19 protein-coding genes are annotated in these 22,265 nt (G+C 69.1%); 5 read left to right on the top strand and 14 right to left on the bottom strand.

Annotated features, from left to right (window positions below; translation table 11 throughout):
* Positions 1–4 precede the first annotated feature (4 nt).
* On the bottom strand, positions 5–580 hold the full coding sequence (locus tag ACGFSB_RS14635) for a dienelactone hydrolase family protein (protein WP_393398445.1): 576 nt from the start codon (positions 578–580) through the stop codon (positions 5–7).
* Positions 581–610: 30 nt separating this feature from the next.
* On the opposite strand from ACGFSB_RS14635, the gene ACGFSB_RS14630 reads away from it, so the two are divergent.
* The gene (locus ACGFSB_RS14630) at positions 611–1,702 is read left to right on the top strand and encodes a mechanosensitive ion channel family protein (RefSeq protein WP_393398443.1); all 1,092 of its coding nucleotides are present in this window, start codon (positions 611–613) and stop codon (positions 1,700–1,702) included.
* A gap of 46 nt (positions 1,703–1,748) precedes the next feature.
* On the opposite strand, the gene ACGFSB_RS14625 is transcribed toward ACGFSB_RS14630, so the two are convergent.
* On the bottom strand, positions 1,749–3,338 hold the full coding sequence (locus ACGFSB_RS14625) for a Na+/H+ antiporter (RefSeq protein ID WP_393398441.1): 1,590 nt from the start codon (positions 3,336–3,338) through the stop codon (positions 1,749–1,751).
* 293 nt (positions 3,339–3,631) lie between these two features.
* Between ACGFSB_RS14625 and ACGFSB_RS14620 the strand changes: the two genes are divergently transcribed.
* Together ACGFSB_RS14620 and ACGFSB_RS14615 are read left to right on the top strand one after the other, a co-directional pair.
* Positions 3,632–5,413 carry a hypothetical protein gene (locus ACGFSB_RS14620; RefSeq protein ID WP_393398439.1) on the top strand — a complete coding sequence of 594 codons (1,782 nt, stop codon included), beginning with the start codon at positions 3,632–3,634 and terminating at the stop codon, positions 5,411–5,413.
* On the top strand, positions 5,410–7,806 hold the full coding sequence (locus tag ACGFSB_RS14615; RefSeq protein ID WP_393398437.1) for a hypothetical protein: 2,397 nt from the start codon (positions 5,410–5,412) through the stop codon (positions 7,804–7,806). The genes ACGFSB_RS14620 and ACGFSB_RS14615 overlap by 4 nt, the downstream gene beginning before the upstream one ends.
* Positions 7,807–7,824: 18 nt before the next feature.
* Here ACGFSB_RS14615 and ACGFSB_RS14610 read toward each other — a convergent pair whose 3' ends face one another.
* The 5 genes from ACGFSB_RS14610 to ACGFSB_RS14590 all read right to left on the bottom strand — a co-directional run bounded on the left by ACGFSB_RS14610 (position 7,825) and on the right by ACGFSB_RS14590 (position 11,991).
* The gene (locus ACGFSB_RS14610; protein ID WP_393398435.1) at positions 7,825–8,595 is read right to left on the bottom strand and encodes a heparin lyase I family protein; all 771 of its coding nucleotides are present in this window, start codon (positions 8,593–8,595) and stop codon (positions 7,825–7,827) included.
* A 241-nt stretch (positions 8,596–8,836) separates the two neighbouring features.
* Positions 8,837–9,307, bottom strand: a complete 471-nt coding sequence (locus ACGFSB_RS14605; RefSeq protein WP_393398433.1) for a GNAT family N-acetyltransferase — start codon at positions 9,305–9,307, stop codon at positions 8,837–8,839.
* Positions 9,304–10,245: an RluA family pseudouridine synthase gene (locus ACGFSB_RS14600; RefSeq protein WP_393398431.1), complete on the bottom strand. Its 942-nt coding sequence runs from the start codon at positions 10,243–10,245 to the stop codon at positions 9,304–9,306. Before ACGFSB_RS14600 ends, ACGFSB_RS14605 begins: the two co-directional genes overlap by 4 nt.
* Positions 10,246–10,313: 68 nt before the next feature.
* Positions 10,314–11,015: a signal peptidase II gene (lspA, locus tag ACGFSB_RS14595; protein ID WP_393398429.1), complete on the bottom strand. Its 702-nt coding sequence runs from the start codon at positions 11,013–11,015 to the stop codon at positions 10,314–10,316.
* Between the two features lie 91 nt (positions 11,016–11,106).
* On the bottom strand, positions 11,107–11,991 hold the full coding sequence (locus ACGFSB_RS14590; protein ID WP_393398427.1) for a TraR/DksA C4-type zinc finger protein: 885 nt from the start codon (positions 11,989–11,991) through the stop codon (positions 11,107–11,109).
* A gap of 314 nt (positions 11,992–12,305) precedes the next feature.
* On the opposite strand from ACGFSB_RS14590, the gene ACGFSB_RS14585 reads away from it, so the two are divergent.
* Positions 12,306–12,497, top strand: coding sequence for a DUF1059 domain-containing protein (locus ACGFSB_RS14585; RefSeq protein WP_087883719.1), 192 nt, complete (start codon positions 12,306–12,308; stop codon positions 12,495–12,497).
* A gap of 366 nt (positions 12,498–12,863) precedes the next feature.
* Positions 12,864–16,004 carry an isoleucine--tRNA ligase gene (gene ileS, locus ACGFSB_RS14580; protein WP_393399027.1) on the top strand — a complete coding sequence of 1,047 codons (3,141 nt, stop codon included), beginning with the start codon at positions 12,864–12,866 and terminating at the stop codon, positions 16,002–16,004.
* A gap of 191 nt (positions 16,005–16,195) precedes the next feature.
* On the opposite strand, the gene ACGFSB_RS14575 is transcribed toward ileS, so the two are convergent.
* The 7 genes from ACGFSB_RS14575 to ACGFSB_RS14545 form a co-directional block, all read right to left on the bottom strand.
* Positions 16,196–17,332: a DivIVA domain-containing protein gene (locus ACGFSB_RS14575; protein WP_393398424.1), complete on the bottom strand. Its 1,137-nt coding sequence runs from the start codon at positions 17,330–17,332 to the stop codon at positions 16,196–16,198.
* Between the two features lie 46 nt (positions 17,333–17,378).
* Positions 17,379–17,663, bottom strand: coding sequence for a YggT family protein (locus ACGFSB_RS14570; RefSeq protein WP_393398422.1), 285 nt, complete (start codon positions 17,661–17,663; stop codon positions 17,379–17,381).
* Positions 17,664–17,733: 70 nt separating this feature from the next.
* A complete protein-coding gene (locus ACGFSB_RS14565; RefSeq protein ID WP_393398420.1) occupies positions 17,734–18,378 on the bottom strand; it encodes a cell division protein SepF in 645 nt (214 codons plus the stop codon).
* 126 nt (positions 18,379–18,504) lie between these two features.
* Positions 18,505–19,224: a YggS family pyridoxal phosphate-dependent enzyme gene (locus ACGFSB_RS14560; protein ID WP_393398418.1), complete on the bottom strand. Its 720-nt coding sequence runs from the start codon at positions 19,222–19,224 to the stop codon at positions 18,505–18,507.
* A gap of 6 nt (positions 19,225–19,230) precedes the next feature.
* Positions 19,231–19,962: a peptidoglycan editing factor PgeF gene (gene pgeF / locus ACGFSB_RS14555; protein ID WP_393398416.1), complete on the bottom strand. Its 732-nt coding sequence runs from the start codon at positions 19,960–19,962 to the stop codon at positions 19,231–19,233.
* Positions 19,959–21,176, bottom strand: a complete 1,218-nt coding sequence (gene ftsZ / locus ACGFSB_RS14550; RefSeq protein ID WP_393398414.1) for a cell division protein FtsZ — start codon at positions 21,174–21,176, stop codon at positions 19,959–19,961. Before ftsZ ends, pgeF begins: the two co-directional genes overlap by 4 nt.
* A gap of 274 nt (positions 21,177–21,450) precedes the next feature.
* The gene (locus ACGFSB_RS14545) at positions 21,451–22,248 is read right to left on the bottom strand and encodes a cell division protein FtsQ/DivIB (RefSeq protein ID WP_393398412.1); all 798 of its coding nucleotides are present in this window, start codon (positions 22,246–22,248) and stop codon (positions 21,451–21,453) included.
* Positions 22,249–22,265: the final 17 nt, after the last annotated feature.

Raw genomic sequence — 22,265 nt, 5'->3', positions numbered from 1 at the left:
GGTGCTACTCGCTGAGCGTCTCGAGGAAGCCGATCGCCGTCCGCCAGGTCGACTCCGCCGCATCGGCGTCGTAGTCGTCCAGGTCGGGGTCGGTGTAGATGTGCCCGGCGCCCGCGTAGCGGTAGACCTCGACGTCGGCGCCGGTCCGCCCCATCTGCAGATACCAGGCGCTCAGCCAGTCGTCCGTCTCGAACGGGTCGGGCTCGGCGACGTGCAGCTGCACCGGCAGCTCGTCCACCGTCGCGTTCTCCGCGATGTCGGACGTGCCGTGCAGGAGCAGCAGGCCGCGCGCCTTGTCGTCGCCGAGGGCGAGCGTCTGCGCGGTGGCGGCGCCGAACGAGAAACCGGCGTAGACGAGACCCCGCTCGGAGTAAGGCGCGGCGGCCAGAATGGCCCTCTTCAGGAGCTCCTCCTTGCCGAGCTCATCCCTGTAGGCCATGCCTTCCTCGACGGTGTCGAACGTGCGACCGTCGAAGAGATCGGGCGTCCACACCTCGTGCCCCGCGGCGCGCAGCCGGTCGGCGGCCGCGTGCACCGCGGGCCGCAGCCCGTGCGTCGAGTGGAAAAGCATGATGTTCATGAGGCCATGGTGCCACCTACCCTCGGAGGCATGGAGAACGTACTGCGTCCGTTGATCGTGGTCGGCGGCTCGGTCGTGCTCACGCTGGCCGTGGTGCGGCTGGCCGATGTGCTGCTGCGCCGGGCCGGCGAACGACACCCCGCCGTCCCGCTGTGGAGCCTGCTGCGGCGCTGCCGTCTGCCGCTCCAACTTGTCCTGTGCGCGGCCCTCCTACGCGGCTCGTACGAGCAGGCGAAGGTCGCCGAGGACCATTCGGAGGGGATCGCCAGAGCGCTGACCCTGGTGCTCATCGGGTCCATGGCCTGGCTCCTCGTCCGGATCGCGGCGGCCGTCGTCGAGTCCTCGTACGCCCACTACGCCGCCGCCCACCGCGATCCGGCCCGGGTCCGCCGCGTGCGTACGCAGGTCACGCTGATCCAGCGGGTGGTCACCGCCATCATCGGCGTCGTGGCCGTCGGCGCGATGCTGCTGACCTTCCCCGCCATGCAGGCCGCCGGGACGTCACTGCTCGCTTCGGCGGGCCTTCTCGGCATCGTCGCGGGCGTCGCCGCGCAGTCCACCCTCGCCAATCTCTTCGCGGGGCTGCAGATCGCCTTCGGGGACATGGTGCGCATCGGGGACACCGTCGTCGTGGACGGCGAGTGGGGCACGGTCGACGAGATCACACTGACCTTCCTGTCCGTGCGGACCTGGGACGAGCGCCGGATCACGATGCCGGTGTCGTACTTCGTCTCGAAGCCCTTCGAGAACTGGTCGCGCGGCGGCTCCCAGATGACCGGCACCGTCTTCTTCCACCTGGACCACACGGCGCCCGTCCTCGAGATGCGGGAGCAGCTCCGGGACGTCCTGCGCGAGTGCCCCGCCTGGGACGGCAGGGACTGGGGCCTCGCGGTCACGGACACGACGCCGAACACGATCCAGGTGCGCGCCCTGGTCACCGCCAAGGACGCCGACGACATCTGGACCGTGCGGGTCACGGTGCGCGAGCAGCTGATCCGCTGGCTGACACAGCACCATGCCTACGCACTGCCGCGGGTCAACACCGCCTGGGCCGAACTGCCGCCCGAGGACGACCATCCGCATCCGCCCCCGCCGGTCGTCCCGCGCACGGGCCGGGGCTGAACCCGCCCTTCCGGAGACTCGGGATTCGAGATTCGAGCCTCGATGTTCAGGACCGCAGACTGCGTACGTCGAGCTGGTGGAGCACCCGGTCGACGATCTCGGGATCGGAGCCGACCTCGCTGCGCGCGGCAAGCACCTCGTGGCGCGCGGCTGACATCATGTCGCGCTGGATGCGCCGGACGGCCTTGAGACGGTCGGCGCGCTTCGAGTACCGCTCGCGCCGTTCGTCGTCGACGATGTCGGGGCTGATCCTGGCGCCGATGTCGAACGCCCCGCGCAGCAGCCGCTCCGAGAGGTCCTCCGGCAGCTCCTCGACCTCTTCGATCTCCTTGAGGCGGCGCTTGGCCGCCTTGGCCGCCCGGATGGCGAGATCCCGCTCGACGGCCCGCTCGGCGTCGGTGTCCGCGCGCACCCCGAGCTTCTTCACCAGCCAGGGCAGGGTGAGCCCCTGGACGACGAGGGTCGCCATGATGACGCAGAAGGCGACGAAGATGATCTCGTCACGGGCCGGGAAGGGATCTCCGTTCTCCGTCTTCAGCGGAATGGCGAGGGCAAGGGCGACCGATGCCACCCCGCGCATCCCGGCCCACCACACGACGACGGTCTCGCGCCACGTGGTCGGGATGTCCTCGTCGTAGTCCCGCAGTTTGTGCAGCCGCTTGGCGACCCAGGTAGCGGGCAGCAGCCATAGAAGTCGTACGCCGATGACGACCCCGGCGACCGCGGCGCCCCAGCCGAGCATCTGCATCTCGCGGCCGTTCGCCGTGCCGAAGACGTTGTGCAGTTCGAGCCCGATGAGCCCGAACGCGACGCCGGTGACCAGGGTGTCGACGATCTGCCAGAACGTCTGCCCGGTGATCCGCCCGAGCACGTCGTCGGCGTCGGCGGCGTGCTCAGCGAGGTAGAGCGCGGTGGTCAGCACGGCGAGCACGCCGGAGCCCATCAACTCCTCGGCAAGCACATAGCTCACGAAGGGCACGAGCAGTGTCATGCCGGTCTGCAGGGTGGCGTCGCCGAGCAGCCCCATGAGCTTGTTGGTGAGCCAGCCGAGCGCGAACCCCACGGCGATGGCGACCACCGCGGAGAGCACCAACTGCCCCACCGCCGACGGCCACGAGAAAGTCCCGCTGACCGCCGCCGCGATCGCCACGTGGTAGAGCACGATCGCCGTGACGTCGTTGAAGAGCCCCTCCCCCTCCAGGATCGACACGAGCCGCCGCGGCAGCCCGAGCGACCCGGCGACGGCGGTCGCGGCAACCGGGTCGGGCGGCGCCACGAGCGCGCCGAGGGCCACGGCCGCGGCGATCGGCAGCCCAGGGACGATCGAGTTGGCGATCGCCCCGACCGCGGCGGTCGTCACGAAGACGAGCGCCACCGCGAGCAGAAAGATAGGGCGTTTGTTGGCCGCGAACTGCCGCCAGGAGGTGCGCTGAACGGACGCGTACAGCAAGGGAGGAAGGACCAGCGGAAGGATGTAGTCCGGCGGGACTTCGACGTTCGGGACCCAGCTCACAAAGGCGAGCACGATCCCGGCCAGCGTCATGAGCACGGGCGCGGGCAGCCCGAGGCGCTCCCCCAGCGGCACCGTCAGCACGGCGCCGAGCAACAGAACGAGCAGCAGCGCCAGTTGGTCCACGGTGCGCCCTCCGGCGGTTCGAGATAGTTCGAGGCGGTTCGAGACAGTCCGAGACAGACCGAGACTCGGACGATCAAGACCTCAACCCTGCCACGCATTCCCCTTGAACCGGGCCAATGCACTCCCCCCTTCCCCCTCGCGGCGATGACCTCCGGGTTCATGTGGATGAACAGTCCTCGGATGAATATGAGTAGAAGGCGGCGCGCAAAGCCTTCCGGTTCCCCTCCTCCCCAGGCACCATGCGGAGGGATTCAGGGACGAGAACCTTCAACACATATATGTCTGGAGCCCGTATGCCCGCCTCGCACCGCACTCCCGGCCCCCCGGCAGGTCCCTCCCGACGCACCGTGCTCGGCGCGGGCAGCGGCCTCGCCGCCGGCGCCCTGACGCTCGGCCTCGCCCCCTCCGCATACGCCGCCGGCAGACGCCTCCCCTTCCTCCTCGACATGGTCCACGCCAACCCCGGCGAGCCCATGACCGAGTCCCGCTACAACGACCCGCGCACCCTCGCGTCGTACGACTACGACGGCCAGGTCATCAACGAGTTCCGTCCCCCGCACACCGCCGTCACCTTCGACACCGTCGACGAACGGACCTTCCCCGCGGGCTCCGAGGCCCGCGCCTGGGTCGAGGACAACGCGCGCCGCATAGACGACCACATCTCCCGCGCCCACGCCGCGGGCATCGGCTCCTACTTCTTCACCGACATCATCGTGCTCCCCAAGCGCCTCATCGAGCTGTACGGCGACGAACTCCTGGACTCCGAGGGACGCATCAGCCTGCACCGCCCCCGCACCCTGGAGATCCACCGCCTGATGCTGCGCGAGGTCTTCGCCCGCTTCCCCGGCATCGACGGCCTGGTGATCCGCACCGGCGAGACCTACCTCCAGAACGTCCCCTTCCACACCGGCAACAACCCCATCACCGAGGGCGCCTCAAGCCACGACCTCCTCCTCCGGCTGCTCCGCGACGAGGTCTGCGTCCGTGCCGGAAAGCACCTGTTCTTCCGCACCTGGTCGACCGGCGGCGACCGTCTCCGCGACGACCCCGCCTACTACCGCGCCGTCACCGACAAGATCGAACCCCACGACAAGCTCCTGTTCTCCATCAAGCACACGGCCAGCGACTTCTGGCGCACCGTCCCCTTCAACCCCACCCTCGGCATCGGCCGCCACCGCCAGATCGCCGAGGTCCAGTGCGCCCGCGAGTACGAGGCCAAGGGCGCCTGCCCCGACTACATCGCGGACGGCGTCATCAACGGCTTCGAGGAGTACCCCACCGGCACCGGCACCGGCCCCCGCGGCCTCTCCGACCTCGTCGACAACCCCCTGTTCGCCGGGGTGTGGACCTGGTCCCGCGGCGGCGGCTGGCGCGGCCCGTACATCTCCAGCGAACTCTGGTGCGACCTCAACATGTGGGTGATGGCCCGCTGGTCCCGCGACACCGCGCTCGGCGAACAGGGCGCGTTCCGCGCCTATGCCCACCGCGCCGGTCTCTCCGGCGCCGCTGTCGACCGCTTCCGTCGTCTCGCCCTCCTCTCCGCGGCCGGCACCCTGCGCGGCCACTACAGCACCCTGCTCCCTGTGAAACGCCTGACCTGGACCCGCGACCAGTTCCTCGGCGGCAGCGACAAGGACCTGATCCCCGACTACGACGCGATAGCCGCCGCGGGCCTGGTCGAGCAGGCCCTCGCGGAGAAGGCCCAAGCGGCCCGCATCTGGCAGGAGGTCACCGGACTCGCCGACCGCATCCCGCTGCGCGACCGCGCCGACCGCCGCCACCTCCAGGTCTCGGCCCGCTACGGACTCCACCTGTACTCCGCGATCCACCACGGCTGGCAGGTCATGCTCCGCGGCTACACGGGCGAGCGCAGCGCCACCATGCGCACCCACGTGAAGGCCTGGGACACGACCTGGACCTCCTGGCAGCGCCTCGCCGACCGGCACCCCTCCTGCGCGACCCTCTACCAGCCTCTGGGCTTCGGCAAGAAGGACGCGGACGGCGTCTACGAAGCCGACCCCGACCACGGCATGGGCCCCTCCGTCGACCACTACCGCAAGGAGCTCGCCGCATGAACCTCCCTGAGCACCAGCCCTCGCCCGAAGCCCTGCCTGAGCACCACGCCCTCTCCCGCAGACGCTTCGTCTCCACCACGGCCGCCGCGACCGTCGCCGCGACCGCGGGCACCGCGCTCTGGACCGCGTCGTCCGCCACCGCATGGGCCGCCCCGCTCCCGGCATCCGCTGCGCACACGGATACCGAAGGCAAGGCCGACCCCTACGAGGAGACCGTGCGGGCCGCCGCCATGGTGTGGCGGCGGCTGCCCACCGGCTGGCAGGAAGGGCCCTTCCTGGCCAACGGGTATCTGGGCGCCCAGCTGTACGCGGGCAAGACGGCCAACACCCTCAAGCTGATGCTGAGCCACACGCAGGTGCAGGACAGGCGTGGTCAGTGGCGCGGCGGCATCGGCTACTCGCGGCTGCCCATCGGCTACTTCACGCTCACTCTCGCTGGGGACATCACCTCCGTCGACTGGACTCTGGACCTGTATGACGCCGAACTGCGCGGCACCGTGACCACCACCCGCGGCAGTGTGGCGTTCACGGCGCTCGTGCAGAACGACAGCGGCGCGCTGCTCGTGTCGACCAGGCCAAGTGCCGGCGAGGAGGACTCCGCCTGGACATTCCAATGGTTGCCCGCCGCCACCACCCGCACATCCGGGAAGCCCCCTGAGTACACCCCGAACCCCGACCCCGAGGTCGGCTCGGGATCTGTTCGATACGTCCAGCAACCGCTGCTCGCGGGCGGCGGCTGGACCACCGCCTGGCGTGAACTGCGCTCAGGCACCGGCAGATTGCTGGCGGCGCATCTCGCCTACCGCTCCCCCGGCGACGTGTCCGACGCCACCCGTGACGCCCGCCGCCAGGTCGAGCGGACGCTCTCCGCGGACCTCGACGACCTGATAGCCCGTCACCGCCGCTGGTGGCACGGCTACTACCGGCGCAGCTTCCTCTCCGTACCCGACAAGCGTCTGCAAGCCTTCTACCTCGCCCAGCTCTACAAGCTGGCCGCCTCCACCCGCTCCGGCGGCCCGACGATCTCCGAGTGGGGGCCGTGGTTCCCCGAGGTCGGCAACAACTGGACCGCCGTGTGGTGGAACCTCAACGTCCAGATCGGCATGGCTCCCGTCCACGGCTCCAACCACCCCGAACTCGACTCGGTCACCAGCACGTTCGCCCGCTTCGAGAAGAACCTGCCGACCTCGGTCCCTGCCGCGTACCGCGACGGCGAGAGCTACGCGCTCGGCCACCCCTCCGACTGGCAGCTGCGCGCGGGCGATACATACGACGTCGGCGCGCCGGGCAGCGACCACATCTCCGACAACTTCGGAAACCTGACCTGGGCCATGCACAACGTCTGGCAGGCCTACCAGCACTCCATGGACAAGGCGATCCTGCGGGACGTCCTCTTCCCGATCCTCGCGAAGGCGATCAATTTCTACGCCCAATTCCTGCACGAGGGCCCCGACGGCACACTGCACCTCCTGGAGACGCGCTCTCCGGAGTACGCCAACGCGGCGGACTGCACGTACGACCTCTCCCTGATCCGGTGGGGCGCCCGCACCCTCCTGGAGACGGCCCGCCTGCTCAAAACCGACCACCCACGCGCGCGGGAGTGGCAGGACATAGCCACGCGCCTGACCCCGTACGCCGAGGACCCGGCCGCCGGAGTCATGATCGGCAAGGACGTCCCGCTCGCCGAATCGCACCGCCACCACTCGCACCTGCTGTGGCTCTACCCGCTCCGCGAGCGCAGTTGGGACAAGGCCGCCGACCGGGACGTGATGCGGCGCAGCATGGACCACTGGGTGTCGATGCAGAACCTGTGGCACGGCTACAGCTACGCGACCGCGTCCTCCATGTACTCGGTGATGGAGGAGCCCGAGAAGGCCCTGGACTACTTGACGTTCTTCACCGATCTGAAGGTGGTCGCGGACTGCGCGATGACGGTCAACACCATGTACCGGGAGGGCAAGAACTTCGCCTTGGAGAGTCCGCTCTCGGCGGCGCAGTCGATGCTCGACATGGCTGTCCAGGGGCACGACGGCGTGGTGAAGGCCTTCCCCTCCGTCTCCGCCCGCTGGCCGGACGCCTCCATCGCGTCCCTGCGCGTGCCTGGCGCCTTCCTCATCGACGCGGACCGCTCGGGCGGCGCCACGAGGTGGGTGCGCGTCCACAGCGAGGCGGGCGCCCCGCTGACGCTCCAGCACGGCATCGCGGGGGAAATCTCCGTACACGACGAGCGGGGCCGCGCGCTGCCGTGGAAGGAGGTGGCGGCGGGCCGGATCTCCGTACGCCTCCCGCGTGGGGCGACCGCGGTGGTCACCCCACGCGGTGGTGAGGCACGCAAGGGCCCCCGTGACGTGCCTTCATCGGGCGCGTGGACGCGCTGGGGGCTGCCCGCCTGACCTGCAGGGCGGGCCGGGTCAGGGTGCGACGTCCTCGTAACTCCTGCCCACCTTGGCCCCGTTGAGGTAGGCCGTGGCCGCTCCGGTGACTCCGTCGGAGCGGTACACGCCCCACTTGTCGGTGACCCAGTCCGCGCGCAGGGTGGCACCCTTGAAGGTCGAACCACCCTTCAGGTCCTGCTGCTTGCCGTCGTACCAGAACTGGACGGAGCCCTTCGAGGGGTCGTCGGACACCTTGATGCCGACTACGAAGTGGTGCCATTCACCGGTCTTCAGGGGCGTGTTCCACAGCTGAGTGGTCTTGAGGTCGGGGTCGGCGTACTCGAGGTCGATGGTGCCGTTGCCGCGCGCCCTCATCGACAGGGGCGGCGTGGCCGCGCCGCTGCCGTAGTCCTTGAGCTGCCACAGAGCGACCCAGTCCCCGGCGTGGGTGGGCAGCGGGTTCCACATCGCGCGCCAGCCCACGTAGACGGTGTCGCCCTCCGCGAAGCGCAGCCGGGTGCCGTCCGGCTTCTTGTGACCGCGGGTCTCGACGCGCACGCGCTCATCGGGGTCGGTCTTGTCGCCCGATGTGTAGAGCTTGTACGTCTTGCCGTACTGCCCCTTGGGGTCGTCCACGACGCTGACGGTCCCCGGCTTGGTCTCCACGCCTTCGAAGACGCTGGTGCCCTTGGCGGGGTCGGCCTGCCAGAGCGGTGCCCTGGGCGTGGCGGCCGCGGTCTGTCCGGCGGACGCATGCCAGGTCCCGGCGAGTCCGAGCGCGCCGATCGCGACGATCCCGGTGGCCATGCCCATGACAGTTCGGCTCTTACGGTGCTTCCTGGGTACTGCGGTGCGCATCACGAGCTCCGTGGGTGGGGGAGGTGGGGATGGCGCGAACGTAGGGGCGACTCAAGGCGCCCGTCAAGACCGATTGGAAAGTTTCCTAACGATCCGGCCCGGGACCTGCTTGATCCAGCCCGGACCTGCTGGCCCAACGCATCCGCGTCGCCCCCCAGCCCAGCCCTTGATCCTGCGCCTAGCCCCGCACCTAGTCCAGCGCCTTCCGCATCGCGCGGTGCGGAATCCCCGCGTCCGGGAACTCCGGCCCATAGGCCACGTATCCCAGCCGTTCGTAGAACCCCATCGCATGCGTCTGCGCGTGCAGGTCGACCGCGGTGAGGCCACGCGCGCGTGCCGCGTCCTCGATCGCCCGCACCAGGGCCGCACCGACACCGAGTCCGCGCGCGGCCCGCGTCACCGCGAGGCGGCCGAGCGCGCCCACCTCGGCGTCCCCGCCGTTCTTCGCCGCGGCCGCCGCACCGGACAGCAGGCGGCCCGTGCCCAATGGCAGCCCGTCATCACGGACGGCCAGGACATGCACCGCCCCGGCGTCGTACTCGTCGTACTCCAGGTCTTCGGGGACCTGCTGCTCGACGACGAAGACTTCCTTGCGGACCCCGAAACAGGCCTCAAGGTCGTCGGCCTCGACCGCTACCCGGCAGGTGACCCCGGCGCTCATTCGCTCTCTGCCCGCACCCGGTCGAGAGCCTGCTGGAGGTCGTCCGGATACGTGCTCTCGAACTCCACCCACTGCCCGTCACCGGGATGCTCGAAGCCGAGCCGCACCGCGTGCAGCCACTGGCGCGTGAGACCGAGCCGCTTGGCGAACGTCGGGTCGGCGCCGTACGTCAGGTCGCCCACGCACGGGTGCCGATGGGCCGCCATGTGCACGCGGATCTGGTGCGTGCGCCCCGTCTCCAGCTTGATGTCGAGCAGCGAGGCCGCCCGGAACGCCTCGATGAGGTCGTAGTGCGTGACGGAGGGCTTGCCCTCGGCCGTGACCGCCCACTTGTAGTCGTGGTTCGGGTGGCGCCCGATGGGGGCGTCGATCGTGCCGCTCATCGGGTCGGGGTGGCCCTGCACCAGCGCGTTGTAGCGCTTGTCTACCGTGCGCTCCTTGAACTGGCGCTTCAGGGAGGTGTATGCGCGCTCCGACTTGGCGACCGCCATCAGACCGGAGGTGCCCACGTCGAGGCGGTGCACGATGCCCTGGCGCTCGGCGGCGCCGGAGGTCGAGATGCGATAGCCGGCCGCGGCGAGGCCGCCGATCACTGTCGTGCCGGTCCAGCCGGGGCTCGGGTGCGCGGCCACGCCCACCGGCTTGACGATCACCAGGATGTCGTCGTCGTCATGGATGATCTCCATGCCCTCGACGGGCTCGGCGACGATCTGCACCGGGGCGGGCGCCTGCGGCATCTCCACCTCCAGCCAGGCGCCGCCGTGCACACGCTCGGACTTGCCGACCACGCTGCCGTCGACCATCACCTTGCCTGCCGCCGCCAGCTCGGCGGCCTTCGTGCGGGAGAAACCGAACATGCGGGAGATGGCGGCGTCTACGCGCTCGCCCTCCAGGCCGTCCGGCACGGGCAGGGTACGGATCTCGGGAATCGTGCTCACCCATTGAGTATGCAGGAGGCCACTGACACTCCCGCACCACGAGCCCTCGCCGAGGGCTCAGGCCGCGCTCAGTCCTTGTGGACGGTCCCGTCCGGGTCCAGGCCGCGGAAGGACAGGATCACGATCAGGAAGCCACCGCACACGATCGCCGAGTCCGCGAGGTTGAACACCGCGAAGCCCTTCGGCGCGATGAAGTCGACCACCGCTCCCTCGAAGACCCCGGGGGCACGGAAGATCCGGTCGGTGAGGTTGCCCAGGGCGCCGCCGAGCAGCATCCCGAGGGCGATCGCCCACGGCAGGCTGTAGAGCTTGCGGGCCAGGCGGGCGATCACCACGATCACGGCAGCCGCGATGCAGGTGAAGATCACGGTGAAGGCCTCACCGATCCCGAAGGCGGCGCCCGCGTTCCGGATGGCGTTGAACCGGAGCCAGTCGCCGATGATGTCGATCGGCTCGTGGTGCTCCAGCTTCGCGACGACGATCGTCTTGCTGACGAGGTCCAGGGCGTACGCGAACACGGCCACCGCGAACAGGACGAGGATCTTGCGCTTGCCCTTGGGCTTCGACTCGTCCGAGGAGGCCTGCTCGTCCGACGACGAAACCTGCGCGTCGGCCGACGAAACCTGCTCGCTCTTCGGAGCCTGCTCACCCTTCGGAGCCTGCCCGTCCTGACCCGCCGCCTCGTCGGAGCCCGAGGCGGACTGCTCCGACTCGGCCCCAGCCGCCTCAGGAATATCCGGCGTACCGATGATGCGCTCCGCCTCTGCCACGTGAGTCCCTCAACCTAGGTACCTGACTGGGGACGAGGGTACGGCACAGGCATACGACAGCAGGCGGCCAGGCCCCGTTCAGTAGCGCCGTTCAGTAGCGCCGCTCCTGCTTCTGCTTGCAGTCCATGCACAGGGTCGCGCGAGGGAAGGCCTGCATCCGCGCCTTGCCGATGGGATTGCCGCAGTTCTCGCAGATGCCGTACGTCCCCGCGTCCAGCCGCTCCAGGGCGCGCTCGGTCTGCTCGAGCATCTCGCGCGCGTTGGCGGCCAGCGACATCTCGTGTTCCCGCGTGATGTTCTTGGTGCCGGTGTCCGCATCGTCGTCGCCCGCGCCGTCTCCGGAGTCCCGCATCAGGCCCGCGAGGGCGTCCTCGGAAGAGGTGATCTCGCTGCCGAGCCGCAGCGCCTCGCTCTGGAGCTCCGCGCGCGCCTCCGCGACCTCCTCCGGGGTCCAGGGGTCCTCGCCAGGCCGGACGGCCAGCTCACCGGGCTCCGCGGCGGCGACACGCGCCTTGGGCACCGCGGTCGGCTTCTTCGCTGCCGTCGCCGTACCCGGAGTCTTCTTCGCGACCACTGTCGTGGCTCCCGTCGTCTCCGCGGCCTGAGCCGCACCATCGGCCGCTGTCGCGGCCATCTTCTTGGCTGTGCTCTTCTTGGCTGTGCTCTTCTTAGCGGGGCTCTTCTTGGCAGCTGTCCTCTTCGACGGAGGGGCCTTCTTGTCCCCCGCCGCGATCGTCTCGGCAATCGCTTTCTTCGCGACAGCCTTCTTGGTGGCCGTCTTCTTGGCAGCCGTCTTCTTGGCAGTCGCCTTCTTCGCAGGAGCCTTCTTCGCAGTGGTCTCTTCGGCCCCGTGCGCGCCCTGAGAACCGCCGCGAGAACTGCCATGAGAACCGTGCGTCCCATTGGCTCCGTGCGTGGCCGCGCCCGTGGATCTACTCGACGCCGAATGCTGTACGGCGGTCTTCTTCGCCACCATGGCCGCGGCCCCTTCACATATTGTGATCTTGCTCGCGAATCGTGCTGGGACGATAAATCGACTCAGAGCCCGCGGCAACGGGGCACGCCGCCTGATTCGCCCGCCCCACGGGTGCCGCGCGGCAAGCATGCAAGCGTTGTGCCCAGCTCTCCGCCGGGTAATCCGCCCCTCACACCGGGCCAGGATCCCGACACCCCGCATATGGCCATTCGGGTCAGTCCCCGCCGCCCCTACGACATCGGGCGCGAGCCCATGTCAAGACGGAACCCCAGGCATAAAATGGGACATGATGACATGACCCGAGAAGGTGCGCCATGCGTAAGACAGCCGACTGCCGAGAGTTCCCGAGCGAGACGAACTGCACCCTCGCCATCTCCGGCGAGGAGGAAGAAGTGGTGCGCGCCGCCAGCGAGCACGCCGTGTCCGTCCACGGACACACCGACAGCCCGGAGCTGCGGAAGATGGTCCGCGACTCCCTCAGGGACGAGGTCCCCCAGCACGCCTGAGCCAAGAGCCCGAATAACCGGTCGGCCCCCTCTGCCCCGGCCCCGTACACTGGCGGAGCGAGAAGCGTGGATGGGGACGAGTAGCGGCGTATGCGGCCATGAGCGACCCGGGGACGGTGTGAGCCCGGGGGCAGGCGCGACGCGAAGATCACCCCGGAGCCGCCGGAAGAACGACCGGCAGCGGGCCCTCAGGCCCGCGGCGGGCCAGTAGACCCGGCATCGCGACCCCAATGAGGGGGCTTTCCCGTGTGCCACACGCGCACGGAAGGCCAAGGAGGGTGGTACCGCGGGAGCGCGACAAGCGGCTCTCGTCCCTCCGACGGAACGGAATCGTCCGCCGGAGGAAGCGCGTTGAACACGCAGCCGTTGAATACGCAGCCGCAGTACCGCCAGGTGCCCGCCCAGGTCGACCTGCCCGCCCTCGAGCACGCCGTGCTCGATTTCTGGCGCGAGCAGAAGATCTTCGCCAAGAGCCTCGACCAGTCCGAGGGGCGCCCCGAGTGGGTGTTCTACGAGGGACCGCCGACCGCCAACGGAATGCCGGGCGCCCACCACATCGAGGCCCGCGTCTTCAAGGACGTCTTCCCGCGCTTCCGCACCATGCGGGGCTACCACGTCGCCCGTAAGGCCGGCTGGGACTGCCACGGCCTCCCGGTCGAGCTCGCGGTCGAGAAGGAGCTCGGGTTCAACGGCAAGAAGGACATCGAGGCGTACGGCATCGCCGAGTTCAACGCCAAGTGCCGCGAGTCCGTGACCCGGCACACCGACGCCTTCGCCGACCTCACGACCCGCATGGGTTACTGGACCGACCTCGACGACGCGTACCGCACGATGAACCCCGAGTACATCGAATCGGTCTGGTGGTCCCTGAAGGAGATCTTCGACAAGGACCTCCTGGTCCAGGACCACCGCGTCGCCCCCTGGTGTCCGCGCTGCGGCACCGGCCTCTCCGACCACGAGCTTGCGCAGGGCTACGAGACGGTCGTCGACCCGTCCGTCTTCGTCCGCTTCCCTCTCACCTCCGGCCCTCTCGCCGGCGAGGCGGCCCTCCTGGTGTGGACGACCACTCCGTGGACCCTCGTCTCCAACACCGCCGTCGCCGCGCACCCCGACGTCACGTACGTCGTCGCGACGAACGGTGAAGAGAAGCTCGTGGTCGCCGAGCCGCTCCTCGAGAAGGCGCTCGGCGAGGGCTGGGAGGTCACAGGCCAGACCTTCACCGGCGCCGAGATGGAGCGTTGGAACTACCAACGCCCCTTCGAGCTCGTGGAGTTCCCCGCCCCCGCGCACTACGTGGTCAACGCCGACTACGTGACCACCGAGGACGGCACCGGTCTGGTCCACCAGTCCCCCGCCTTCGGTGAGGACGACCTCAAGGTCTGCCGCGCGTACGGCCTCCCGGTCGTGAACCCGGTCCGTCCCGACGGCACCTTCGAAGAGGATGTCCCGCTGGTAGGCGGTGTCTTCTTTAAGAAGGCCGACGAGAAGCTGACCGAGGACCTCCAGGACCGCGGTCTGCTCTTCCGGCACACCCCGTACGAGCACAGCTACCCGCACTGCTGGCGCTGCCACACGGCGCTCCTCTACTACGCGCAGCCGTCCTGGTACATCCGCACCACGGCCATCAAGGACCGCCTCCTCGAAGAGAACGAGAAGACCAACTGGTTCCCGGAGTCGGTCAAGAACGGCCGCTTCGGTGACTGGCTGAACAACAACGTCGACTGGGCGCTGTCCCGCAACCGCTACTGGGGCACCCCGCTGCCCATCTGGCGCTGCGAGGAAGGCCACTTGACCTGTGTGGGCTCGCGCGCCGAGCTCTCCGACCTGACGGGCACCGACCAGTCGGAGCTCGACCCGCACCGCCCGTTCATCGACGCGGTGACCTTCCCCTGCCCGACCTGCCAGGAGACCGCGACGCGCGTCCCCGAGGTCATCGACGCCTGGTACGACTCCGGTTCGATGCCGTTCGCGCAGTGGGGCTACCCGCACAAGAACAAGGAGCTCTTCGAGAGCCGCTACCCGGCGCAGTTCATCTCGGAGGCCATCGACCAGACCCGCGGCTGGTTCTACACGCTGATGGCGGTAGGCACCCTGGTCTTCGACAAGTCCTCGTACGAGAACGTGGTGTGCCTCGGCCACATCCTCGCCGAGGACGGCCGCAAGATGTCCAAGCACCTGGGCAACACCCTGGAGCCGATCCAGCTGATGGACCAGCACGGCGCCGACGCCGTGCGCTGGTTCATGGCGGCCGGCGGCTCCCCGTGGGCGGCACGCCGCGTGGGTCACGGCACGATCCAGGAGGTCGTCCGCAAGACGCTCCTCACGTACTGGAACACGGTCGCCTTCCAGGCCCTCTACGCCCGCACGTCGAAGTGGGCCCCCAGCGAAGCCGACCCGGCGCCCGCCGACCGCCCGCTCCTGGACCGCTGGCTGCTCAGCGAGCTGCACGCGCTCACGGACCAGGTCACGCAGTCCCTGGAGGGCTACGACACCCAGCGGGCGGGCAAGCTCCTGTCCACGTTCGTCGACAACCTCTCCAACTGGTACGTACGCCGCTCCCGGCGCCGCTTCTGGCAGGGCGACAAGGCGGCCCTGCGCACCCTGCACGAGGTCCTGGAGACGGTCACCCGCCTCATGGCCCCGCTGACTCCGTTCATCACGGAGCGCGTCTGGCAGGACCTGGTGGTGCCGGTCACTCCGGACGCCCCGGAGTCGGTGCACCTGACGTCCTGGCCCGAGGCCGACCTGTCGGCGATCGACCCGGACCTGTCCCGGCAGATGGTGCTCGTACGTCGCCTGGTGGAGCTCGGCCGCGCCACGCGCGCGGAGTCGGGCGTGAAGACCCGCCAGCCGCTGTCGCGCGCCCTGGTCGCGGCCACGGGCTTCGAGTCGCTCAACCCGGAGCTGCACGCCCAGATCACCGAGGAGCTCAACGTCTCCTCCCTTGCGTCGCTCTCCGAAGTCGGCGGCTCACTGGTCGACACGACCGCGAAGGCCAACTTCCGCGCCCTGGGCAAGCGGTTCGGCAAGGGCGTCCAGGCGGTCGCCAAGGCCGTCGCCGACACGGACGCCGCCGCGCTGTCCCTGGCCCTGCGCGAGGGCACGGCCTCGGTCGAGGTCGAAGGCGAGACGGTGACGCTGGCCCCGGATGAGGTCATCATCACGGAGACTCCGCGCGAGGGCTGGTCGGTGGCGTCCGACTCCGGTGCCACGGTCGCCCTGGACCTGGAGATCACGGAGGAGCTGCGCCGGGCAGGACTGGCCCGTGACGCGATCCGCCTGATCCAGGAGGCCCGCAAGAACAGCGGCCTGGACGTCGCGGACCGGATCGCCCTGCGCTGGACCTCCACGGACCCGGCCGTGATCACGGCCCTGTCCGACCACGCCGACCTCATCGGGGACGAGGTCCTCGCCACGGACTTCGGACAGGGCGAGGCCGACGACACGTACGGCGAGACGTTCACGGACGAGCCCCTGTCCCTGACGTTCCGCCTCCGCAAGGCGTAGCCACCGAGAACCGGCGAAGGCCCGGTCCCGCCAAAGATCTTGGCGGGACCGGGCCTTCGGCGTTGCGTGCCCACGCACAGATGAACGTTTCTGCACTCGCCTCGGCAAGGGACACACAAAGGGCGAGGCCCCCAGAAGAACTGGGGGCCTCGCCCTGAACGCTGCCGACGCCTAAGGCGTGGAAACGGCCGTCAGTTGTCGTCCTCGTCGATGAGGAAGCCACGCATCGGCGACGGAGCCTGCTGCATGGGCTGCGGGGCCTGCGGCCGCACCGGCGCCATCGGCTGGGTCATCGCCGGGGACATCTGCTGCTGGCCGCCGTAGGACGGTCCCGCGGTGGGCTGGTTGCCGCCCATCGACTGCTGGCCGCCGTACGACGGGGCGCCCGCGCCGGCCGGTGCCATGGAAGGCGCCGGGGACGGCGGAAGGGAAGCCGTGGCCGGGGTCCGCGGCGGAGCCAGCGAGTCGTCGGCCTGGGTCTCCAGCTGACGGAGCTGCGACTCCAGGTAGGACTTCAGACGGGTGCGGTACTCGCGCTCGAAGCCTCGCAGGTCCTCGACCTTGCGCTCGAGGGTGGCGCGGGCGGACTCCAGGGAGCCCATCGCTACGCGGTGCTTCTCCTGCGCGTCCCGCTCCAGGGCGTCGGCCTTGGCACGGGCGTCACGCTCGAGGCCCTCGGCACGCGAACGGGCCTCTCCGACGATCTTGTTGGCCTCGGAACGGGCCTCCGCGATCGCCTGGTCGGCAGTCTGCTGAGCAAGGGAGAGCACACGCGCGGCGCTGTCGCCGCCGGGGCCCTGACCGGGCTGCGGCATCTGCGGACCGTGGCCGCCCATGGGACCACCCATGGGGCCGCCCATCGGACCCTGACCCATGGGGCTCTGGCCCATCTGGCCCTGGCCCATCGGACCCTGACCCTGCGGTCCACCCTGCGGGCCGTGCCCACTGGGTCCCGCGGGGAGCTGCGGCGCGCCACCGGGCAGCTGCGGCGGACCGCCCATCTGCTGGTGCTGCGGATGCTGCTGCGGGTGCTGCTGCTGCGGCGGCACCGGCTGCGGGCCCGATATTGCGGCGGGCACGGGGGCACCGGGACCGCGTTGGTCCTGCGGTTCCGGAGGCTTGCGCATACCGCCCTGCTGCTGGTTCTGCGCAGCGGCGCGGGTCGCGGCGGCCAGTTTGGCGCGCAGGTCCTCGTTCTCACGGAGCAAGCGAGTCAGTTCGGCTTCGACCTCATCGAGGAAGGCATCGACCTCGTCCTCGTCATAGCCTTCTCGGAGGCGGACGGTCGTGAACTGCTTGTTCCGCACGTCCTCGGGGGTCAACGGCATCTCTTCACCTCAACGTAGTCGTCGGCATTCGGCAAGACCGTATCGTTCACAAGCCGCTCACGACGGTGATCAGGATGTAGACGATGATCATCAATACGAAGAAGGACAGGTCGAGCGCCACGCCCCCGAGACGCAGCGGCGGAATGAACCGCCGCAGAAGCTTGAGCGGTGGATCAGTGACAGTGTAGGCGGCCTCCAGAACGACCACCATCGCCTTGCCGGGTTGCCATGAGCGGGCGAACTGGAAGACGTAGTCCATGACCAACCGGAAGATCAGCACGATGAGGAAGCACATCAGCGCGATGTAAAGCACCTGCAAGACCACGCTCATGTCGGCGGTTCCCTCTCCCCTGTTACTCGTGCTTCGTTTGCCGGTTCTGCGTTACTGCGTCACTTGCGTCTCAGCTCTGGTTGAAGAACCCGCCCTCTGCGATGCGAGCCTTGTCCTCCGCCGTTACATCGACGTTAGCAGGCGACAACAGGAACACCTTCTGCGTCACTCGTTCAATGCTGCCGTGGAGACCGAACACCAGACCGGCGGCAAAGTCGACAAGTCGCTTCGCATCCGTGTCATCCATCTCGGTCAGATTCATGATCACCGGAGTGCCTTCGCGGAAGTGTTCCCCGATGGTACGGGCCTCGTTGTACGTCCGCGGGTGCAGCGTGGTGATGCGGTAGGGCTCCCGCTCGGACACGACCTTGGGCATGATCACCGGTGAGTTCTTCTCCAGGCTCTGACGTTCAGGTGTGATGGATGCCACGGGGGCGATACGTGCCGGACGTCCGGATTCCGCGGGTAGCGAAGCGGAATGGGCGACCGGCTCACGCTGTGCGGGGGGCTGTACCACTCGTACCGATTCGTCCCGTTCTGACAGGTGCGCCTGGCGGGATTGGTGCGACTGGTGTGACGGCTCATGCCGCCTGCGGTCCCGCTCGGGCTCCGGCTCGGGTTCGAACTCGTCGTCGGGGTCGAACCCCGGACCGTCGTACCCATCGTCCTCCACGAGGCCGAGGTAGACCGCCATCTTGCGCATCGCGCCGGCCATGCTCTGAGTCCTCCGCTCTGTGGTGGATCGGCTGTCGTGTCACCAACTGCCCGCGATCCACGAGGTATCCCCGCCCAACAGCGAGAATGACCATATTTTCTGCTGTGGTCCGACTTCTTGGCGACGTTACCCGAGCCCGGGACGGACTCCGAGTACCGCCGTACCGACGCGCACATGTGTCGCCCCGGCCGCCACGGCCTGTTCGAGGTCCGCACTCATCCCTGCCGACACCATGTTCGCAGCCGGATGAGCCGCGCGCATGAGGGTTGAGAATTCCATCAGCCGCTCGAACGCCGCCTGCTGCCGCCCCGCGTACGGCCCGGTGAGCGGTGCGACGGTCATCAGACCGTCGAGCCGCAGTCCGGGAGCCTGTGCCACGAGTCCGGCCAACTCCTCGATTCCGCCAGGTCCTACGCCCCCACGCTCACCCCGCCCGTTCTCCTCGGCATCCAGCGCCACCTGAAGCAGGCAGCCCAACTCCCGCCCCGCGCGCACGGCACCCGTCGAGAGGGCCGTGACGAGCTTGGGGCGGTCCACAGACTGCACCACATCGGCATAACTGACCACGGAGCGGACCTTGTTGGTCTGCAATTGACCGACAAAGTGCCAAGTAAGGGGCAGATCTGAGCAGTCAGCGGCCTTGGGAGCCGCGTCCTGGTCGCGGTTCTCGGCGACGTGACGCACACCGAGCTCCGACAGGATCCGCACATCGCTCGCGGGGTAGGTCTTGGTGACCACGATCAGGGTCACCTCCGCCCGCTTGCGCCCGGCCGCCACGCACGCCGCGGCGATGCGCTCTTCGACGTTCGCCAGGTTTGCGGCGAGTTGAGACTTACGGTCCGTCATGCCCTATCAGTCCAGCCAGACATAGCCCGCGAGACGACCGGTGATCCGGTCGCGGCGGTACGAGAAGTGGTCACCGGATTCCCGGGTGCACACCGGCGACTGCTCCCGGTCGCGCACCCCGAGCCGCTCCAGCTGAGCGTGCACCCCCGCGGTCACATCGACCGCCGGAGTGCCCCAGCTCGTCTCGGCGTACGCCGCGGGCTCGATCGCGGCGACATCGGCGCGCATTGCCTCAGGCACTTCATAGCAACGCCCGCAGACGGCGGGCCCGGTGCGGGCGACCATGCGGGCCGGGTCCGCGCCGAGCTTCACCATCGACTCGACGGCGGCGGGGACGACCCCGGCGATCATGCCGGGCCGCCCCGCGTGTACCGCCGCCGCGACCTTGGCGACCGGGTCGGCGAGCAGGACCGGCGTGCAGTCCGCGGTGAGGACCGCGAGGGCGAGGCCCCGGCGGGCGGTCACCACGGCGTCGACGGCCGGGATCTCGGCGTCGGAGCCCCAGGGACTGTCGACCACGGCGACGTCGTTGCCGTGGACCTGGTTCATCCAGACGACCCGCGCCGCGTCGAGGCCGAGCGACTTGGCGGCCAGCGCACGGTTCTCCCGCACGGCCTCCGGATCGTCACCGGCCGCGCCGCCGAGATTGAGCTCTTCGTACGGAACGGCGCTCACCCCGCCCCACCTGTCGGTGAAGGCGAAGTGCGCGCCGCTCACAGTGCTGTGCCGGTCTATCACTTCAGGAAGTCCGGCACGTCCAGCTCTTCGGCCTGGCTGTCCTGGTACGGACGGGCCGGCGGGACGTGCGGCGCGGACGCCGGCGCGGACGGGGCTTCGTTGACCGGGGCGGCCTCGATGGGCTCCGGGGCCGACGACTCCTCGTGCGACGTGACGCTGCCGAGACCGCCGTAGGGCGAGCGGGATTCGGCGGGCCGGCTCGCGGCCGGCTGCTCCTCACGCTTGCCCGACGACGCGGTGAGGACGGTGTCCCGCTTGGACGGCGGCTGTCCGCCATCGAAGCCCGCCGCGATGACGGTGACCCGGACCTCGTCGCCCAGGGCGTCGTCGATGACGGCGCCGAAGATGATGTTGGCCTCGGGGTGGGCCGCCTCGCTGACCAGTTGGGCCGCTTCGTTGATCTCGAAGAGGCCGAGGTCGGATCCGCCGGAGATGGAGAGCAGGACTCCCCGCGCTCCGTCGATGGACGCCTCGAGCAGGGGCGAGGAGATCGCCATCTCGGCGGCGGCCACCGCGCGGTCGTCGCCGCGCGCCGAACCGATGCCCATGAGGGCCGAACCTGCCTCGGACATGACCGACTTGACGTCGGCGAAGTCGAGGTTGATCAGACCCGGGGTCGTGATGAGGTCGGTGATGCCCTGGACACCGGAGAGCAGGACCTGGTCCGCCGACTTGAAGGCGTCCAGAACGCTGACCTGACGGTCCGAGATGGACAGGAGCCGGTCGTTGGGGATGACGATGAGGGTGTCGACCTCTTCGCGCAGCTCCGCGATCCCGTCCTCGGCCTGGTTGGCGCGACGACGGCCCTCGAAGGTGAACGGACGGGTGACGACGCCGATGGTCAGGGCGCCGAGGGAGCGAGCGATGTTGGCGACGACAGGTGCGCCGCCAGTGCCGGTGCCACCGCCTTCGCCGGCGGTGACGAAGACCATGTCGGCCCCCTTGAGGACCTCCTCGATCTCCTCGCGGTGATCCTCGGCCGCCTTGCGGCCGACTGCCGGGTTGGCTCCGGCGCCGAGTCCTCGGGTGAGTTCACGGCCTACGTCAAGCTTGACGTCTGCGTCGCTCATCAACAGGGCTTGCGCGTCGGTGTTGATGGCGATGAACTCGACGCCCTTGAGACCGACCTCGATCATCCGGTTGATGGCATTGACACCACCGCCGCCGACACCGATGACTTTGATGACTGCGAGGTAGTTCTGCGGTGCTGCCACGTCGAAGGCCTCTCGCCTCGAGTTACGTGTCGCCGCCTCGCGGTCTCGCGCCGCGACGACTGATGCCGAATGGGACGGTCCGAACGCCGACCCGAACCCTAACGCTGAAGTTTAGGGTTACCAGTGTGTCTGTTCCTTGGACTCTCCGAACAGGACACTAAGTCGACAAGTGGCGCACGTTCAACGAACACGCCGAACCTCCCGTTTTTCTTTTCACCCTATGTGATCAGCCGTAGCGCTGCCGAACCAGGGTGCTGGCCTGCGAAGATATGCGTCAACTCGCCGATGACGCAGGGGCGGTGGGAACACTCACATCGAAGTGCCGTGCCTTGGGCGCGGCTTTCATCAGGGCAGTGAGTGTGCTCGCCTTCGTACGCCCCTTCTCGCTGCTGCCCCACGCTACGGTGCGCCCGCCACTCAACTCCAGCGAGATCGAGTCGTACGAGCGGACCTTGACCGTGCGGGTATCTCGGGCCACCGCGTCGGGCAGTGCCCCGGCGACCCGTACGGACTCGCGGCGCAAGCGGGCCGAGTCGAAACGGCGCAGACTAGCCGCCGCGTTCTCCTGATCCGGCCTCAATTCCAGCAGCGGAACGCCCTTCAGCTTGTGTCCGACCGTGGCGAATCGCACTCCCCCGGCGTCCACTTCGACGAACTTTCCGCCCTTTTCGATAAGGAGAACCGGCTCGCGTTCGGTCACTTTCAGACCGATTCCGTGCGGCCAGGAACGGATGACGTCGACCGAGTCGATACGCCGCAGTTTCTTGCGCAGCCGGTCCTCGATGGCTTCGGTCTCGACCGAGACCAGGGGCGCCCCGACCGGTACGGCCGCGGCTTCCCGCACCTCGTCGGGCGTCAGAATCCGGGTCCCCGAAGTCGTCACACGCTCCACGCGCAGCCACTGCGAGCCGTAGAGCACCCAGACGCCTCCCGCACCGAGCAGCGCGAACGCGATCAGCGAGAGGATCAGGGTGCGGGGCCGCGGCATGTGTACGCGGGAGCGCGGGGGGCGGGGCGGGCGGGACCCACCAGGAGCAGCCTTCTGCCGTTCGGCGGTGGTCGGTCCGGCCACGGTCCCCTGCCTTCTCT

This window comes from Streptomyces sp. NPDC048441, assembly GCF_043200235.1.
In the GTDB taxonomy this organism is placed as follows: Bacteria; Actinomycetota; Actinomycetes; order Streptomycetales; family Streptomycetaceae; genus Streptomyces.
The sequence above is the reverse complement of the archived record's forward strand: the minus strand, read 5'-3'. Positions and strand labels throughout refer to the sequence as shown.

Excerpts from the sequence above, each read along its gene's own strand:
- ACGFSB_RS14585 (WP_087883719.1), top strand. The coding sequence starts at position 12,306 with ATGCGTAAGACAGCCGACTGCCGAGAGTTCCCGAGCGAGACGAACTGC.
- ACGFSB_RS14565 (WP_393398420.1), bottom strand. The coding sequence starts at position 18,378 with ATGGCCGGCGCGATGCGCAAGATGGCGGTCTACCTCGGCCTCGTGGAG.
- ACGFSB_RS14570 (WP_393398422.1), bottom strand. The coding sequence starts at position 17,663 with ATGAGCGTGGTCTTGCAGGTGCTTTACATCGCGCTGATGTGCTTCCTC.
- ACGFSB_RS14635 (WP_393398445.1), bottom strand. The coding sequence starts at position 580 with ATGAACATCATGCTTTTCCACTCGACGCACGGGCTGCGGCCCGCGGTG.
- ACGFSB_RS14560 (WP_393398418.1), bottom strand. The coding sequence starts at position 19,224 with ATGACGGACCGTAAGTCTCAACTCGCCGCAAACCTGGCGAACGTCGAA.
- ACGFSB_RS14615 (WP_393398437.1), top strand. The coding sequence starts at position 5,410 with ATGAACCTCCCTGAGCACCAGCCCTCGCCCGAAGCCCTGCCTGAGCAC.
- ACGFSB_RS14575 (WP_393398424.1), bottom strand. The coding sequence starts at position 17,332 with ATGCCGTTGACCCCCGAGGACGTGCGGAACAAGCAGTTCACGACCGTC.
- ACGFSB_RS14590 (WP_393398427.1), bottom strand. The coding sequence starts at position 11,991 with ATGGTGGCGAAGAAGACCGCCGTACAGCATTCGGCGTCGAGTAGATCC.
- ACGFSB_RS14610 (WP_393398435.1), bottom strand. The coding sequence starts at position 8,595 with ATGGCCACCGGGATCGTCGCGATCGGCGCGCTCGGACTCGCCGGGACC.
- ACGFSB_RS14630 (WP_393398443.1), top strand. The coding sequence starts at position 611 with ATGGAGAACGTACTGCGTCCGTTGATCGTGGTCGGCGGCTCGGTCGTG.
- ACGFSB_RS14620 (WP_393398439.1), top strand. The coding sequence starts at position 3,632 with ATGCCCGCCTCGCACCGCACTCCCGGCCCCCCGGCAGGTCCCTCCCGA.
- ACGFSB_RS14605 (WP_393398433.1), bottom strand. The coding sequence starts at position 9,307 with ATGAGCGCCGGGGTCACCTGCCGGGTAGCGGTCGAGGCCGACGACCTT.